This window comes from Streptomyces sp. NPDC020742 (assembly GCF_040641675.1).
In the GTDB taxonomy this organism is placed as follows: domain Bacteria; phylum Actinomycetota; class Actinomycetes; order Streptomycetales; family Streptomycetaceae; genus Streptomyces.
Window position 1 is genome coordinate 1 of the sequence record NZ_JBFAEA010000020.1, and the last position, 16,064, is coordinate 16,064.

11 protein-coding genes and 1 riboswitch are annotated in these 16,064 nt (G+C 72.5%); of the genes, 5 read left to right on the forward strand and 6 right to left on the reverse strand.

Annotated features, from left to right (window positions below; genetic code table 11):
• Nucleotides 1-344 precede the first annotated feature (344 nt).
• From AB0G84_RS27420 to AB0G84_RS27435, 4 genes are all read right to left on the reverse strand, one after another.
• On the reverse strand, nt 345-1,034 hold the full coding sequence (locus AB0G84_RS27420; RefSeq protein WP_361326170.1) for a GntR family transcriptional regulator: 690 nt from the start codon (nt 1,032-1,034) through the stop codon (nt 345-347).
• A gap of 173 nt (nt 1,035-1,207) precedes the next feature.
• Entirely contained in the window at nt 1,208-1,996 is a 789-nt protein-coding gene (locus tag AB0G84_RS27425) for a M23 family metallopeptidase (RefSeq protein WP_361326173.1), read from the reverse strand.
• Between the two features lie 12 nt (nt 1,997-2,008).
• Nucleotides 2,009-2,165: riboswitch (cyclic di-AMP (ydaO/yuaA leader) on the reverse strand.
• A 210-nt stretch (nt 2,166-2,375) separates the two neighbouring features.
• On the reverse strand, nt 2,376-3,767 hold the full coding sequence (locus tag AB0G84_RS27430; protein WP_361326397.1) for a pitrilysin family protein: 1,392 nt from the start codon (nt 3,765-3,767) through the stop codon (nt 2,376-2,378).
• A 29-nt stretch (nt 3,768-3,796) separates the two neighbouring features.
• Complete coding sequence (locus AB0G84_RS27435; protein WP_361326400.1) at nt 3,797-5,143, reverse strand: pitrilysin family protein; 1,347 nt, start codon at nt 5,141-5,143, stop codon at nt 3,797-3,799.
• A 301-nt stretch (nt 5,144-5,444) separates the two neighbouring features.
• Between AB0G84_RS27435 and AB0G84_RS27440 the strand changes: the two genes are divergently transcribed.
• Complete coding sequence (locus tag AB0G84_RS27440; protein WP_361326176.1) at nt 5,445-7,892, forward strand: DNA topoisomerase IV subunit A; 2,448 nt, start codon at nt 5,445-5,447, stop codon at nt 7,890-7,892.
• Between the two features lie 84 nt (nt 7,893-7,976).
• On the opposite strand, the gene AB0G84_RS27445 is transcribed toward AB0G84_RS27440, so the two are convergent.
• Nucleotides 7,977-9,131 carry a GTP-binding protein gene (locus tag AB0G84_RS27445; RefSeq protein WP_361326179.1) on the reverse strand — a complete coding sequence of 385 codons (1,155 nt, stop codon included), beginning with the start codon at nt 9,129-9,131 and terminating at the stop codon, nt 7,977-7,979.
• A gap of 187 nt (nt 9,132-9,318) precedes the next feature.
• Nucleotides 9,319-10,488, reverse strand: a complete 1,170-nt coding sequence (locus AB0G84_RS27450; protein WP_361326182.1) for a citrate synthase/methylcitrate synthase — start codon at nt 10,486-10,488, stop codon at nt 9,319-9,321.
• Between the two features lie 111 nt (nt 10,489-10,599).
• Here AB0G84_RS27450 and AB0G84_RS27455 point away from each other — a divergent pair, with 111 nt between their 5' ends.
• The 4 genes from AB0G84_RS27455 (at nt 10,600) to AB0G84_RS27470 (ending at nt 16,024) form a co-directional block, all read left to right on the forward strand.
• Nucleotides 10,600-11,862, forward strand: a complete 1,263-nt coding sequence (locus AB0G84_RS27455) for a citrate synthase (RefSeq protein ID WP_361326185.1) — start codon at nt 10,600-10,602, stop codon at nt 11,860-11,862.
• 157 nt (nt 11,863-12,019) lie between these two features.
• Nucleotides 12,020-13,000, forward strand: a complete 981-nt coding sequence (locus tag AB0G84_RS27460) for a sucrase ferredoxin (RefSeq protein ID WP_361326188.1) — start codon at nt 12,020-12,022, stop codon at nt 12,998-13,000.
• 691 nt (nt 13,001-13,691) lie between these two features.
• Entirely contained in the window at nt 13,692-15,353 is a 1,662-nt protein-coding gene (locus tag AB0G84_RS27465) for a sensor histidine kinase (RefSeq protein ID WP_361326403.1), read from the forward strand.
• A complete protein-coding gene (locus tag AB0G84_RS27470; RefSeq protein ID WP_361326191.1) occupies nt 15,350-16,024 on the forward strand; it encodes a response regulator in 675 nt (224 codons plus the stop codon). Before AB0G84_RS27465 ends, AB0G84_RS27470 begins: the two co-directional genes overlap by 4 nt.
• Nucleotides 16,025-16,064: the final 40 nt, after the last annotated feature.

The following is a 16,064-nucleotide window of genomic DNA, read 5'->3' on the forward strand; positions in this document are numbered from 1 at the left end:
CTGCCCCCCGGCCGGGGTGATCGGTCGTCGCGACGGGGCCGCTGCACATGGTCCGGCAATACCGTGCCGGAAGTTCCGTCCCGGCAGGTCCGTCTCAGCAGTTCCGTGTCGTCGAATCCACGCCGATCGCCCCCGCGCGGGAATTCCACACCTCTCGGCAGGGCAGGTGAATTCCGCGCACGACGGCCCGGCGCGGATCCATTCGCCCGCGCCATTCCACATCCCGGCCGATAAATGCGCGATGCGTACGCCAGCGGCACCGGACCGGAAATGCGGGAGCGAAAGGGCCGACACCCTGCGGTCGGCAACCCGAATTCCGCACCCCTTTGTATACGGCCCGATTGTTAAGAGCGGGCACGCGCCGTGTTGACGGGCCGTTTCGGATCCCTCACGTCGGCGGCGGCCGGGCGGCGCAGCCGGTACACGGGGAGGGAGCGTTCGATGTGGGCCGCCATCAGGGCACGCGCGCGTTCCGCATCCCCTCGGGCCACCGCGTCCAGCACCGCGCCGTGCTCGTCCCACGCCTCACCGGACCGGGCCGGCGGCTCCACCGCGTACATCCACTCGATCTTGCGCCGCAGCTGGGTCAGCAGCGCGGTCAGGCTGGAGCTACCGGCCGCCTGGGCAAGCGTCTCGTGGAACCAGCCGTCCAGTTGCCGCAGGTCGGCGGGGTTCCCGTGGCGGGCCCGGTCGCGGCCGAGCTGCACCAGGCCACGCAGCACCTTCAGATGGGCCGGGCTGCGGCGGGTGGCGGCGCGGGCCGCGCCGAGCGGCTCCAGGAGGGCACGTACGTCGAGCAGGTCGGCGGCCTCCTGCTCGGTGGGCTCGGCGACGCAGGCCCCCGCGTGGTGGCGGGTGGTGACGAAGCCCTCCGACTGCAGGGTGCGCAGGGCTTCGCGCACCGGCACTCTGGAGACGCCGTAACGCGCCGCCAGGATCTCCTCGATCAGCCGGCTCCCCGGCGCCAGCGCACCGGAGACGATGTCCTCGCGAATCGCCGTGCACACTGCATGCGCGGAAATATGGCCTCGCATCGTCCGTGCCTCCGCCGTAATCCCCTGGAAAAGCCGCCGGTCGGCGACTTTTCCGTGACTCTATTCGACCGGAGCGGCTTTTCCGACGGAGTCCGGTTGATCGGGGATAATTTTTGGCCAGCGGACGGATCCGCTGGCCGGAGGTGCGGAGCGCCGGAGGGGCCGGCGCCTCGTCAGACGTTCACGCCGTGCGCGCGCAGATAGGAGATCGGATCGATGTCCGAGCCGTAGTCGGGCGAAGTGCGGGCCTCGAAGTGCAGGTGCGGGCCGGTGACGTTCCCGGTGGCGCCGGAGAGGCCGATCTGCTGGTCCTTGGTGACGGTCTGGCCGACCGAGACGCCGATCGAGGACAGGTGGCCGTACTGGGTGTACGTGCCGTCGTGCATCTTGATCACGATGTTGTTGCCGTACGAGCCGCCCCAGCCGGCCTCGACGACGGTGCCCGAGCCGACGGAGTGCACCGAGGTGCCCGAGGCGGCGTGGAAGTCGATGCCGGTGTGGCTGCCGGAGGACCACAGGCTGCTGGAGGCCTTGTAGCCGGTGGAGACGTATGAGCCGGCGACGGGGGCGACGAAGGTGTTCAGCCGCTTGCGCTCGGCCGCACGGGCGGCGCGCACCTTGGCCTCGTGCTCCGCCTTGGCCTTCTTCCTGGCCGCCTCGGCGAGCCGCCGGGCCTCGTCGGCCCGCTTCTTGGCGAGCGCCTCGGCGTGCTCCTTCGCGGCGACCGCCTGCTGGGCGTCGGCCTGGGCCTCGACCCGGTCGGCCAGTTCGTCACCGAGGACCACGGCCTGCTGCAGACCGGTGTCGTGGGTGCGCGGCTCGTCCGTGGCCGCCAGCGCCGGCGAGGCCACGGAGGCGACGACGCCGGAAGCCGCGAGGGTGGCTATGCCGGCGATGTTGCGGGTCGTACGCGGGGCGGGGGCGGTACGACGGTGCTTCCCGGTGCCACGGGTGAAGGCCATGTGCTGGCTCGTCCTTTCCTTCCTTCTCGCCTACCGGGTTAGCTGACGGGTTCGGAGCAGGAAGGTCTCCTACGGGCTCCTCCGGAGAGGAGTCCGATTCACCCCAGGGGACGTGTGGGTCCCCGGCTCCCCTGGCTCGCGCCGTACGGGGACTCGGCGATGACTGCCCGGTGCCACTGTTGTGGCGGAGTTGTGACGAACAGCCGGACCGACGCTAAACGGGGCAACTTTCAATCGGCAAACAGAACCTGTTTTTTGTGCGGGATGCCACAAGAACCACAGCGGCCAGCCGCCACAAACCGGACATACGACGGCTCCCGCGGCGGCCTGCGCCACGGGAGCCGTGCCGGTACCTGACCAGCTGTCAGGCGACGGGTCGTCAGCCGCTGACGACCGTCACCTCACCGATGCCCAGCGCCTTGATCGGCTCGGCGATCTGCGCCGCGTCCCCCACCAGGACCGTCACCAGTCGGTCCACGGGGAAGGCGCTGACCGCCGCCGCGGTCGCCTCGACCGTGCCGGTCTCCGCGAGCCGGGCGTACAACTGCGCCTGGAAATCGTCCGGGAGCTGCTGCTCCACCTGGTCGGCGAGGGTGCCCGCGACGGCCGCCGCGGTCTCGTACTTCAGCGGGGCGACCCCGACGAGGTTCTGCACCGCGACGTCCCGCTCCTCGTCCGTCAGCCCCTCCGCCGCGAGGGTCCGCAGCACCTGCCACAGGTCCTGGAGCGCGGGGACGGTGGAGGCGGTGTCGACCGAGCCGCTGATGGCGAGCAGCGCGGCGCCGGTGGCCCCCTCCGGGGACGTGGGGGCGGTGGAGCGCAGTACCTGGCCGAAGGCGCGCACCCCGTAGGTGTAGCCCTTCTCCTCCCGCAGCACGCGGTCCAGCCGGGAGGTGAGGGTGCCACCCAGGCAGTACGTGCCGAGGACCTGCGCGGGCCAGACCCGGTCGTGCCGGTCGGAGCCGATGCGGCCGATGAGCAACTGGGTCTGAACGGCACCGGGGCGGTCCACGACCACCACCCTGCCGGTGTCGTCGGCGGTGATCGGCGCGGCCTTCCGCGGCTCGGCCGCGGAGCCGGTCCAGGCGCCGAGGGTGTCGGCCAGCGCCGCGTCCAGGTTCACGCCGGTGAAGTCGCCGACGATCACGGCGGTGGCCGTGGCAGGCCGGACGTGGGCGTCGTAGAAGGCGCGGACGGCCGCGGCGTCGATCCGGGCGACGGTCTCCTCGGTGCCCTGGCGCGGCCGCGACATCCGGGAGGTGGCCGGGAACAGCTCCCTGGACAGCGCCATGGCGGCGCGCCGGGCCGGGTTGGCGAGCTCGTGCGGGATCTCGTCGAGGCGGTTGCGCACCAGCCGCTCGATCTCGCTCTCGGGGAAGGCGGGGGCGCGCAGCGCATCGGCGAGCAGGCCGAGCGCGCGGGGCAGCCGGGAGGCCGGGACCTCCAGGGAGACCCGTACGCCGGGGTGGTCGGCGTGCGCGTCCAACGTGGCGCCGCAGCGCTCCAGCTCGGCGGCGAACTCCTCGGCGTCGTGCTTGTCGGTGCCCTCCGACAGGGCGCGCGCCATGATCGTGGCAACGCCGTCCAGGCTCTCGGGCTCGGCGTCCAACGGGGCCACGAGGTTGACCTCGACCGCGACGACCTGCTGGCCGGGGCGGTGGCTGGTCAGCAGGGTGAGCCCGTTGGACAGTTGGCTGCGCCCCGGCGCCGGGAAGGCCCACGGCTTGGGCGCGCCGCCCCGGGGCTGGGGGTGGAACTCCATGGTGGCCATGGGGGAATCGGTGCGGCTGGTGGCGTCGCTCACTGGTCCGCCTCCCCTTCCTCGGTGTCGGCGTCGGTGGTCTCGGCGGGCTCCGTGGGCTCGTAGACCAGCACCGCACGGTTGTCGGGGCGCAGCCGGGCCTGGGCGACCGCCTGCACCTCCTCGGGCGTGATCTCCAGGACGCGCTGCACGGCGGTCAGCGCGAGCTGCGGATCGCCGAACAGCACGGCGTAGCGGCACAGTTCGTCGGCGCGGCCGCTGACCGTGGCCAGCCGGTCCAGCCACTCCCGCTCCAGCTGGGCCTGTGCGCGCTCCATCTCCTCCGGGGTCGGTCCCTCGGCGGCGAAGCGGGCCAGCTCCTCGTCGACCGCCCGCTCGATGTCCGGGACCTCCACCCCGCCGGACGTCTTCACGTCCAGCCAGCCCAGCGACGGCGCACCGGCCAGCCGCAGCAGGCCGAAGCCGGCGGTCACGGCGCTGCGGTCGCGGCGGACCAGGCGGTTGTAGAGCCGGGAGGACTCGCCGCCGCCCAGCACGGTCAGCGCCAGGTCCGCGGCGTCCGCCTCGCGGGTGTTGTCGTGCGGCAGGCGGTAGGCCGCCATCAGGGCGCGGGAGGGCACCTCCTCCTCGACGACCTCGCGCAGCTCGCCGCCCATGGTCTCCGGCAGGGAGCCCTCACGGGGCGGCTGCTTGCCGTCGTGCCCGGGGATGGAGCCGAAGTACTTCTCGACCCAGGCCAGCGTCTGCGCGGGGTCGATGTCGCCGACGATCGACAGCACGGCGTTGTTGGGCGCGTAGTAGGTGCGGAAGAACGCCCGCGCGTCCTCCAGGGAGGCCGCGTCCAGGTCGGCCATCGATCCGATGGGCGTGTGGTGGTACGGGTGGCCCTCCGGGTACGCCATGGCCGTCAGCTTCTCGAAGGCCGTGCCGTAGGGGACGTTGTCGTAGCGCTGGCGGCGCTCGTTCTTGACGACGTCGCGCTGGTTCTCCAGGGACTCCTCGTCGAGCGCGGTCAGCAGCGAGCCCATCCGGTCCGCCTCCAGCCAGAGCGCGAGCTCCAGCTCGTGGGCGGGCATGGTCTCGAAGTAGTTGGTGCGCTCGAAGCTCGTGGTGCCGTTCAGCGAGCCGCCTGCGCCCTGGACCAGTTCGAAGTGGCCGTTGCCCTTGACCTGGGCGGAGCCCTGGAACATCAGGTGCTCGAAGAGGTGGGCCAGGCCGGTGCGGCCCTTGACCTCGTGGCGGGAGCCGACGTCGTACCAGAGGCAGACCGCTGCGACCGGGGTCAGGTGGTCCTCGGAGAGCACCACGCGCAGGCCGTTGGCCAGCCGGTGCTCGGTCGCTGTCAGGCCGCCGGAGCCGGCTTGTTCTGTGGCCGTGTGACCCATGGGCATGTACGTCCCTTCGATCCGCTTGCGAGGAAGTTCTGTCACTGTATGCAACCGCGTCGGCATCTGGCGAAGTTCCGGGTCCTCCGGCCCCGAACGTGGGCCGCGCACGGCGTCGCGGACGGGACAGGGGGAGTCGCGGTCGGCGTTGTCAGCGGGGCGGTCCACAATGGTCCGCGTCAGACTCAGAGCTACCCGCCGGTTGTTCCCCCGGCCGATCGACCCGACCGCTTGACCGACGTCACCCGACGTCACCCACCCGACCTCGGCAGTAGACGCAGCAGAAGGAGCCGCAGCCGCGATGGCCCGCCGCAGCACGAAGACCCCGCCGCCGGACGACTTCGAGGAGAGGATCCTCGACATCGACGTCGTCGACGAGATGCAGGGTTCCTTCCTTGAGTACGCGTATTCGGTCATCTACTCGCGCGCCCTGCCGGACGCCCGCGACGGTCTCAAGCCGGTGCACCGTCGCATCCTCTACCAGATGAACGAGATGGGCCTGCGCCCCGACCGCGGCTATGTGAAGTGCGCCCGGGTCGTCGGCGAGGTGATGGGTAAGCTCCACCCGCACGGCGACGCCTCGATCTACGACGCCCTGGTGCGGATGGCGCAGCCGTTCTCGATGCGGCTGCCCCTGGTGGACGGCCACGGCAACTTCGGCTCGTTGGGCAACGACGACCCGCCGGCCGCCATGCGGTACACCGAGTGCCGGATGGCGTCCGCGACGTCGCTGATGACCGAGTCCATCGACGAGGACACCGTCGACTTCGCGCCGAACTACGACGGCCAGGAGCAGGAGCCGGTGGCCCTACCGGCCGCCTACCCCAACCTCCTGGTCAACGGCGCCTCCGGCATCGCCGTCGGTATGGCGACGAACATGCCGCCGCACAACCTGGGCGAGGTCATCGCCGCGGCCCGCCACCTGATCAAGCATCCGGGCGCCGACCTCGAGACCCTGATGCGCTTCGTGCCGGGTCCGGACCTGCCGACCGGCGGCCGGATCGTGGGCCTGGGCGGTATCCGGGACGCGTACGAGAAGGGCCGCGGCACGTTCAAGATCCGCGCGACGGCCACGGTGGAGAACGTCACCGCCCGCCGCAAGGGCCTGGTCGTCACGGAACTCCCCTTCACGGTCGGCCCCGAGAAGGTCATCTCCAAGATCAAGGACCTGGTCGGCTCGAAGCGGCTCCAGGGCATCGCCGACGTCAAGGACCTCACCGACCGCGAGCACGGCCTGCGGCTGGTGATCGAGATCAAGAACGGCTTCAACCCCGAGGCCGTCCTGGAGCAGCTCTACAAGCTCACGCCGATGGAGGAGTCCTTCGGCATCAACAACGTCGCGCTGGTGGACGGCCAGCCGCTGACCCTGGGCCTCAAGGAGCTGCTGGAGGTCTACGTCGACCACCGCTTCGAAGTGGTGCGTCGACGCAGCGAGTTCCGGCGCGGCAAGCGGCAGGACCGTCTCCACCTGGTCGAGGGCCTGTTGACGGCCCTGGTGGACATCGACGAGGTGATCCGCCTGATCCGCTCCAGCGAGAACAGCGCGCAGGCCAAGGAGCGGCTGATCGAGCGCTTCTCGCTGAGCGACATCCAGACCCAGTACATCCTCGACACCCCGCTGCGCCGGCTGACCAAGTTCGACCGGATCGAGCTGGAGTCCGAGCGGGACCGGCTGCAGAAGGAGATCGAGGAGCTGACCCGGATCCTGGAGTCGGACGCCGAGCTGCGCAAGCTGGTGTCCGGCGAACTGGCCTCGGTGGCGAAGAAGTACGGCACGGACCGGCGCACGGTCCTGCTGGAGTCGTCCGGCACCACGGTCGGCGCGGTGCCGCTGGAGGTCGCCGACGACCCCTGCCGGGTGCTGCTGTCCTCGACGGGCCTGCTGGCGCGCACGGCCACCGGCGAGCTGCCGTTCGATGTCGACGCCAAGCGGGTCAAGCACGATGTGATCGTCTCGGCGGTGCCGGCGACGACCCGTGGCGAGGTGGGTGCGGTGACGTCCGTGGGCCGGCTGCTGCGGCTCTCGGTGGTGGATCTGCCGCAGCTCCCGGAGACCGCGGCGGCGCCCAGCCTCGCGGGCGGCGCACCGCTGGCGGAGTTCCTCTCGCTGGAGGACGGCGAGGAGGTGGTCTGCCTGACCACACTGGACGAGTCCTCCCCGGGCCTGGCGCTCGGCACGGAACAGGGGGTCGTCAAGCGGGTGGTGCCCGACTACCCGGCCAACAAGGAGGAGTTGGAGGTCATCTCCCTCAGGGAGGGCGACCGCATCGTGGGCGCGGTCGAGCTGCGCACCGGTGAGGAGGACCTGGTCTTCATCACCAGCGAGGCACAGCTGCTGCGCTATCCGGCCTCACAGGTACGGCCGCAGGGCAGGCCGGCCGGCGGTATGGCGGGCGTCAAGCTCGGCGACGGTGCGAAGGTGATCGCGTTCTCGGCGATCGATCCGTCCGTCGAGGCGATGGTGTTCACGGTCGCCGGTGCGCACGACACGCTGGACGACTCGGTCGCGACGGCCAAGCTGACGCCCTTCGACCAGTATCCGCGCAAGGGCCGGGCGACCGGTGGGGTGCGCTGCCAGCGCTTCCTCAAGGGTGAGGACTGCCTGACCCAGGCGTGGGCCGGGCCGGCGCCGGTACGGGCCGCGGACGCCAAGGGCGCGCCGGTCCCGCTGCCGGAGCCGGATCCGCGGCGGGACGGCTCGGGAGTGGCGCTGGCCAAGCCGGTGGCCGTACTGGCGGGGCCGATGTAGGCGCGACGCCGCAACGAAGACGGACGCCGCCGGGCCGGTCACGCACCGGCCCGGCGGCGTCCGTGCGGAAACGCCCGTGCGGCGTTAGTCGTCCTCCTCGTGGGCCGCGACGTACCGCAGCACGCCCCACATGCTGTTCGCGTCGGCCTCCGACGGGCCGGTCTCCCGGCAGTTCGCCAGCTCCTTGCGCAGCGCCGGGGCGTCGATATCGCTGCCGATCATCACGAGCTGGGTGCACCGCTCCTCGCCCTTCGGCCAGGGCTCGGGGTAGAAGCGCAGGAAGTCGCCGACGGCGTGCAGCGTGAACTTCTGGCGGTTCTCGGGGACATCGAAGTGGACGAAGCCCTTGATCCGGTAGAGGCCGGCCGGGCGGCTGTCGAGGACGTCCATCAGCCGACGCGGGTGCAGCGGCTCGGCCGAGGTGAACTCGACGCTCTGGTAGGCGGCATGGAAGTGCCCGGTGTGGTCGGCGTGCTCGGCGTGGTCACAGGGACCGCCGTCGTGGTCGCACGGTGCCTGGCCCTGGCCGTCGGGGTGGTCCCGGTGGTCACCGGTGCGCGGGGCGGGCCCGTCGTGCGCCGCGGCCTCCCTCAGCAGGTCCTCGAAGGACAGCTGGCGCACCGGCGCATCGCGGTCGTCCCCCGCTCCGCGGTCGAAGAACAGCTCGGGGTCGATCCGCCCGTACGCCGTGCAGAGCACCGGCCTACCGGGAGCGAGCTCCGCCAGGGTGTCCTTCAGGGACTGCCGGGCCGCGGCGTCGATCCGGTCGGCCTTGTTGAGCACCACGATGTCGGCGATGCCCACGTGCCGGTCGAGTTCCGGGTGCCGGGCCCTGGTGGCCTCGAACTCGGCGGCGTCCACGACCTCGATCAGCCCGCCGTAGACGATCCGGTCGTTGTCGCTGGCGAGGATCATCCGGATGAGTTCCTGGGGCTCGGCGAGCCCGCTGGCCTCGATCACGATCACATCGATACGGGCGGAGGGGCGGGCCAGCCGCTCCAGATAGGTGTCCAGTTCGCTGGTGTCGACGGCACAGCACAGACAGCCGTTGCCGAGCGAGACCATCGAGTCCACCTGCCCCGCGACGGTCATCGCGTCGATCTCGATGCTGCCGAAGTCATTGACGATGGCGCCAATACGGGTCCCGTCGCCGGCGCCCAGCAGGTGGTTGAGGAGCGTCGTCTTGCCCGATCCGAGGAAGCCGGCGAGGACGACGACCGGGATCTGCTGCATGGCCAAGAGGGCGCCTCCAGAGTGCGGGTGGCGGGCCGCACGGACCGGCGGCGGACGAGCTGTCGATCGTAACGGACCGCCGGTGGCGCGGCCCGGGGCCGGGGCCGCGTCACGGAGAGCGGACCGGCCCCCGCGCGCCGCCGGGGCCGGGGCGGCGCCACTCCGACCGCCGCGGGGCCGGGACCTGTGTGCCCTAGCGGGGCGCGACCTCGGGCAGCGGCTGCGGCGGGGGCGGGCCGACGTAGCGCGCCGCCGGGCGAATGATCTTCGTGTCCTCCGCCTGCTCCAGGATGTTGGCGCTCCAGCCGACCACCCGGGCCGCGCAGAAGGTGGGGGTGAACATCTCCCGCGGCAGCCCGCACAGCTCCATGACGACGCCTGCGTAGAGCTCCACGTTCGTGTGCAGTTCCCGGCCGGGCTTGAGCTCTGCCAGCAGCTCCTCCACCCTCGCCTCCACCTGGACGGCGAATTCCACCAGCGGGCCGCCCAGCTGCTGGGCGATCCCGCGCAGCATCCGCGAGCGCGGGTCCTCGGTGCGGTAGACGGAGTGGCCGAAGCCCATGATCCGGTCGCCGGTCAGCACCCGCTCGCGGACCCAGTCGTCGATGCGGTCCGGGGTGCCGATGGCGTCGAGCATGTCCAGGGCGCGGCTGGGCGCGCCACCGTGCAGCGGCCCGGAGAGCGCTCCGACGGCGCCCACGAGGCAGGCCGCGAGGTCGGCTCCGGTGGAGGTGATGACGCGGGCGGTGAAGGTCGAGGCGTTGAAACCGTGGTCGATGGTGGAGATCAGATAGGACTCGATCGCCCGGACCTGCTCGGGGTCCGGTTCCTCGCCGGTGAGCATGTAGAGGTAGTTGGCGGCGTGGCCGAGGTCCGCCCGCGGCTCCACCGGCTGCTGTCCTCGGCCGAGCCGGTGCAGCGCGGTCAGCAGGGTCGGTACGGCCGCGCAGGTGGCGAGTGCATCGGCGCGGCGGCGGCCGGCGTCGATGTCGTACAGCGGCCGGAAGCCGGCCGACGCGCCGAGGAGCGACAGGGCGGTGCGCAGCCCGGCCAGCGGTCCGGCGAGCGCCCCAGCCCGGGCGAGGGCGGGCAGTGCGTCCCGTACGGCCGGCGGCAGCGGGCGCAGTGCGGCGGTCTCGGCGGTGAAGGCCGCCCGCTGCGTCGCGTCGGGCAGGGTGCCGTGGAACATCAGGTACCAGACGTCCTCGAAGCTCCGGCTGGTGGCCAACTCGACGGCGGAGTACTGCCGGTAGTGGTAGAAGCCCTCGCGGCCCCGTACATCGCCGAGCCGGGTCTCGGTGACGATGACGCCGGAAAGCCCGCGGGGCACGTCGACAGGTGCGTTCGCCTCAGCGATCGACATGGCGGAACTCCTCTTCTTCCTCCCTGGATATTGATTCGACTATCTATGCTTGACTCAATAATCGTCAATATTGATTGAATCAATGTGTATGGGTCTGGATACGGTGACCCCATGGCGGATCAGGACAGGGCACAGGACCCGGGCGAGCGGCGACTGAGCACCCGGGAAACGGCCGACCGGCTCGGCGTGAAGCCGGAGACGGTGTACGCGTATGTCAGCCGCGGCCAACTGACCAGCCGGCGTGGGCCCGGCGGCCGGGGCAGCACCTTCGACGCGAAGGAGGTCGAGGCGCTGGCCCGGCGCGGCGGCCGGCGCGAACCGGCCAGCCCCAGCAGCGAGTTGGCGGTGCGCACCGGCATCACGCTGATCGACCGCGACCACTGCTACTTCCGCGGCGTCGACTCCTCCGAGCTCGCCGCCCACTACCGCTACGAGGAGGTCGCCGAGTGGCTGTGGACCGGTGAGATGCACCGCGGCAAGCGGTTCGTCGCCCCGCGCGACGCGCTCGCCGCGGCCCGCCGCGCAGTGGCGGCGCTCCCCGCCCACAGCGGCCCGATGGACCAGCTGCGGGTCTCGGTGATCGCCGCCGCGGCCGCCGACCCGCTCCGCTTCGACCTCTCCGAGCGCGCCGTCCTCGACACCGCCCGCACCCTGATCCCCACCCTCGTCGACGCCCTGCCGACACCCGCCTCCGGGCAGCCGGCCGTCGAACAACCGGACACCGGCCCGCTGGCTCCCCGGCTGTGGTCACGGCTGACTGCCGAGCCGTCCGACGCGCCCTGCCTCCGCGCCCTGGACGCCGCACTGGTCCTGCTCATCGACCATGACCTCGCCGGCTCGACGCTCGCGGTCCGGGTGGCCGCCTCCGCGCGCGCCCATCCGTACGCGATCGTCTCCGCCGGCTTCGGGGCGCTGGACGGCGCCCTGCACGGCGCGGCGAGCGGGCTCGCCCACCGGATGTTGCTGGAGGTACTGGAGCGGGGCAGCGCGGCCGCGGTCGTCGCCGACCATCTACGGGCCGGCCGCCGGGTGCCGGGGCTGGGGCACCCCGTCTACCCGGGTGAGGATCCGCGGGCCCGCACCCTCTTCGGACTATTGGAGGACGTACCGCGGGCCCGCCCGGCCCTCCAGGCCGCCCGCGAGGTGATCACCACCACCGCCCGGCACACGGAGCTCCACGCCAATATCGACCTGGCCCTGGCCGTGCTCACCGTCGCGACCGGTATGCCGGCCGAGGCCGGGGAGACCGTCTTCGCCGTGGCCCGCACCGCTGGGTGGGTCGCCCATGCCCTGGAGGAGTACGAGGAGACTCCCGCCCGGTTGCGGCCCCGCGGGCAGTACTGCGGCCCCCGGCCGCCGCAGCCGCTGCCCTGACGCCGCTCGGCACGCGGGGCGCGGCCCGGCTCCGGCCGCCCACCACGACACCGCCCCCATCCCTGACACCGCCATCGCCACCGTCATCGCCGTCGCCGTGGCCGTCGACCACCCTCCCGACCACCGGCCGCCGGCTAATGAGGTTAGGCTCGCCTATGTGAGTCTCTGCGCCAGCGCCTCCCAGGAAGCCGCCGAACCTCTCGCCGGCACCGCGGCCACCGCCCGGACCTGGCTGCTCATCGAGCAGACCGGGCCCTGGGGTGCCCACGCCCTGACCAACAGCCACCTCGACCCCGACCTCGGCCGGGCCCTGGAAGCCGCCGCCGAGGGCACCGGCGTCCGTATCGCGCTCATCCGCAGACCGGGCCGCCATGCCGACTGCCACGGCGTCTCCAAGCGCCGACTGTTCCTCGCGCACACCGCCCCGGGGCGGTCCTGGATCCGTACGACCACCGTCGCGGATCCGCGGGAGGCCCTCGACCTGGACTTCACCGCACTGGGAACGGGCGAACACGGCGGCCGGTGGGCGGAGTACACCGGCGAACCGCTGGTCCTGGTATGCACCAACGGCAAGCGGGACCGCTGCTGCGCCCTCCTCGGCCGCCCGCTCGCCGCCGAACTCGCCGCCGCCGGAACCGAAGCCTGGGAGGTCACCCACATCGGCGGCCACCGCTTCTCCCCCACGCTCTTCGTCCTCCCCTACGGCTACGCCTATGGACGCGCCTCGGCCCCGCTGGTCAAGGACGCCATCGAGGCGGCGCGCGACGGCCGGATCACCCTCGACCACTGCCGGGGCCGCTCGGCGTGGGACCGACCGGCCCAGGCCGCCGATCTCGCCGTCCGCCGGCTCACCAGGGAAGACCGCGCGGACGCCCTGGAGATCATCGAGACCGTACGGATCCACCGCCCCCTGCCGTCGGACGGCGCCACGCCGGGCCACCCGGCGACGGTCACCGACTCCCCCGCCTGGGTCGTGACCGTCGCCCACAACGACGGCCGCGTCTGGCACGTGACCGTCGAGCAGCGGGCCGACGGCGCCGCCGCACCGGCCAGTTGCGGAGCCCCCCTCGGTCCGCCCGCCCGGATGGCGGTCACCTCCGTCACCGCCGCAGAGGCCCTGCCGGCCCTGTCGGCCTGACCGCAGGCGGAAACACCGCCAGCTTCCCGCGTCCCCGGCCCCTCCTCGGGCCGCGGCGCAGCCCCCTACCCTCTGGGCCCAGCTCCTTACCCTCTGCATGTCCTCGCTCCCTTCCACACGGCTCCCCACTCCCTTGACCGCGCCCCCGCGAGCGCATCGCTCGCCCTGATCCCGGCGGAGCCCCGACCGGCCCCGGTCCGAGCCCGACCGGCCCCGGTCCGAGCCCGACCGGGCCCCACTGCTCCCGGGCGGAGCCCCGACTTCCCTCAATCCCTCCGACGTCAAGGCCACTTCGCCGCCTCCGGCATCGCCCCGCCCAGCACGCCCAGCACGCCCGGCGCCCCCGGCACACCCGCCGCGTCGCGATCAACTTCACGCTTCGAGATTAAGTGCGCACACTCAGCGATCGAAAGCCCTGTGGATAACTCTCGCGGCGCGCCACCTCTCACGGACGTCGCCGCCCGGACACCCTCCGCATTCGGTGTCCCAGGGATTACCCGCCCGGTCGTCACCGCGCTTACTGTTCGTTCGTATGGGCGAGAAGGAAGCGTCGGTACCGCGCCCGAGAGCCGCCAGGTCCTCGGGCTCCCCACGGTTTCCCGCCGATGCTCCGACCGCCGGCACCGCCCGCAGACCGCGCCTGGCACGAGCCCGGCTGGGCTGGCCGCGCCGGGTCTTCGCACAGGTCCTGATGGTGCAGCTGGCCATCGCCGCGGGCGTCACCGCGCTGGCGACCGGGCTGTTCCTCGCCCCGCTCAGCGCGCAACTCGACGACCAGGCGATGCGGCGGGCGCTGGCCATCGCCCAGACCACCGCCGCCGAGTCGCACCTGGACGACGCGCTGGAGTCCTCCCGTCCGTCCCGCCACGGCCCCGTCCAGAACGCCGCGGAGCGGATCCGCGCCGCCACCGGGGCCGAATACGTAGTGATCATGGACCGGCGGGGGGTCCGCTGGTCGCACACCGACCCGGACGAGATCGGGCGCCACGTCTCCACCGACCCCAGCGCCGTGCTCTCCGGCCAGGAGGTCATGCAGATCGACGAGGGCACCCTCGGGCGCTCGGCGCGGGGCAAGGTCCCGCTGCGCGACGAGGACGGCACGGTCATCGGCGCCGTCTCGGTGGGCATCTCCTACGAGAGCGTGCAGCAGCGGCTGCTCTCCACCGTGCCGCAGCTGCTGGCCTACGCCGGCGGGGCGCTCGCGGTGGGTGCGCTCGCCGCCTATCTCGTCTCCCGCCGCCTCCAGCGCCGCACCCACGACCTGGCGTTCTCCGACATCTCCGCGCTGCTCGCCGAGCGGGAGGCGATGCTGCACGGCATCCGCGAGGGGTTCCTCGCCCTCGACGGGCAGGGCCGGATCCGCCTGATGAACGACGAGGCACAGCGCCTGCTCGACCTGCGCGCCGAGGACACCGGCCGCCCGCTGGACACCGTCCTCCCCCCGGGCCGGACGACCGATGTGCTGGCCGGCCGTGCCTCGGGCTCCGACCTCCTCGCCGTCAGCGGGCATCGGGTCCTGGTGGCGAACCGGATGCCGACCGACGACGGGGGCGCCGTGGTCACCCTGCGCGACCGCACCGAGCTGGAGCGGCTGGGCCGTGAACTGGACGGCACCCGGGGCCTGATCGACGCCCTGCGCGCCCAGGACCACGAACACGCCAACCGGTTGCACACCCTCCTGGGCCTGCTGGAACTGGGGCTGCAAGAGGAAGCCGTGGAGTTCGTGACCCGGGCGGTGGGCGTGCACCGCGCCACCGCGGAGCAGGTCACCGAGCGCATCCACGATCCGCTGCTGGCCGCCCTCCTGGTGGGCAAGGCCACCGTCGCCACCGAACGGGGCGTCTCGCTGCGTATCGCGCCCGCGACCCGGCTGCCCGACCGGCTGGTCGACCCGCACAGCCTGGTCACCGTGCTCGGCAACCTCGTCGACAACGCCCTGGACGCCACCTCTGGGCAGCGCGATGCCCACCTGGAGGTCGAGGTCCGCACCGAGGGCCGGACCGCCGTCGTACGCGTCAGCGACAACGGGCCGGGCGTGCCCGAGGCGCACCATGCGGAGATCTTCACCGAGGGCTGGTCGACCAAGGAACCGCCCTCCCACGGGCAGCGGGGCATCGGCCTGGCGCTGGTACGCAGGCTCGCCGAGCGCTACGGGGGCGGTGCCGAGGTCGGCGAACGCCCGGGCGGCGGCGCGGTGTTCACCGTAACGGTCCCCGACGCGCTCTCCGATGAGCCGCCCGCAGCACAGCCCGCGCCTCACCAGGGCGAGGCCGGGGAGGGCACCGCCACCGGGCGGGCCGCTGGCACCGAGGGCGCGCGCCGCGCCAACGACACCACGGAGGCCGGACGATGATCGACGTACTGGTCGTGGACGACGATGCGCAGGTCGCGCGGATCAACGCGGCGTACGTCGCCAAGGTGGCCGGTTTCCGCGTGAGTTGCGTCGCGCACAGTGTCGGCGAGGCCCTCGCCGCCCTGGAGACCCACTCCGTCGATCTGATCCTCCTGGACCACTACCTCCCCGACCGTACGGGGCTGCAGCTGGTCGCTGACCTGCGGCGGCGGGGCCTGCTCACCGACGTGATCATGGTGACGGCGGCCCGCGACGTCGCCACCGTCCAAGCAGCGATGCGGCACGGCGCCCTGCAGTACCTGGTCAAGCCGTTCACCTTCGCGGGGCTGCGGTCCAAGCTGGAGGGCTATGCGGCGCTGCACCGCACCTTCGCGGACGGCGGACAGGCCGAACAGTCGGAGGTCGACCGGATCTTCGGGGCGTTGGGCGCCGCGAACGCCGGCCCGGCCGAGCTGCCCAAGGGCCACTCCGCCGCCACCGCCGACCGGGTGCGTGCGGTGCTGCGGTCCGCGGACGCCCCGCTGTCGGCCCAGGACGTCGCCCTCCAGGCGGGGCTGAGCCGGCAGACCGCCCAGCGCTACCTCAAGCTGCTGGAACGGGCCGGGCGGGTGCGTCTCACCCTCCGGTACGGCGAGACGGGCCGCCCCGAGCACCGCTACGAGTGGGTCTGACCCACGGCCCCATGGTCGGCCCCAGTGGCGCCCCGGCTGT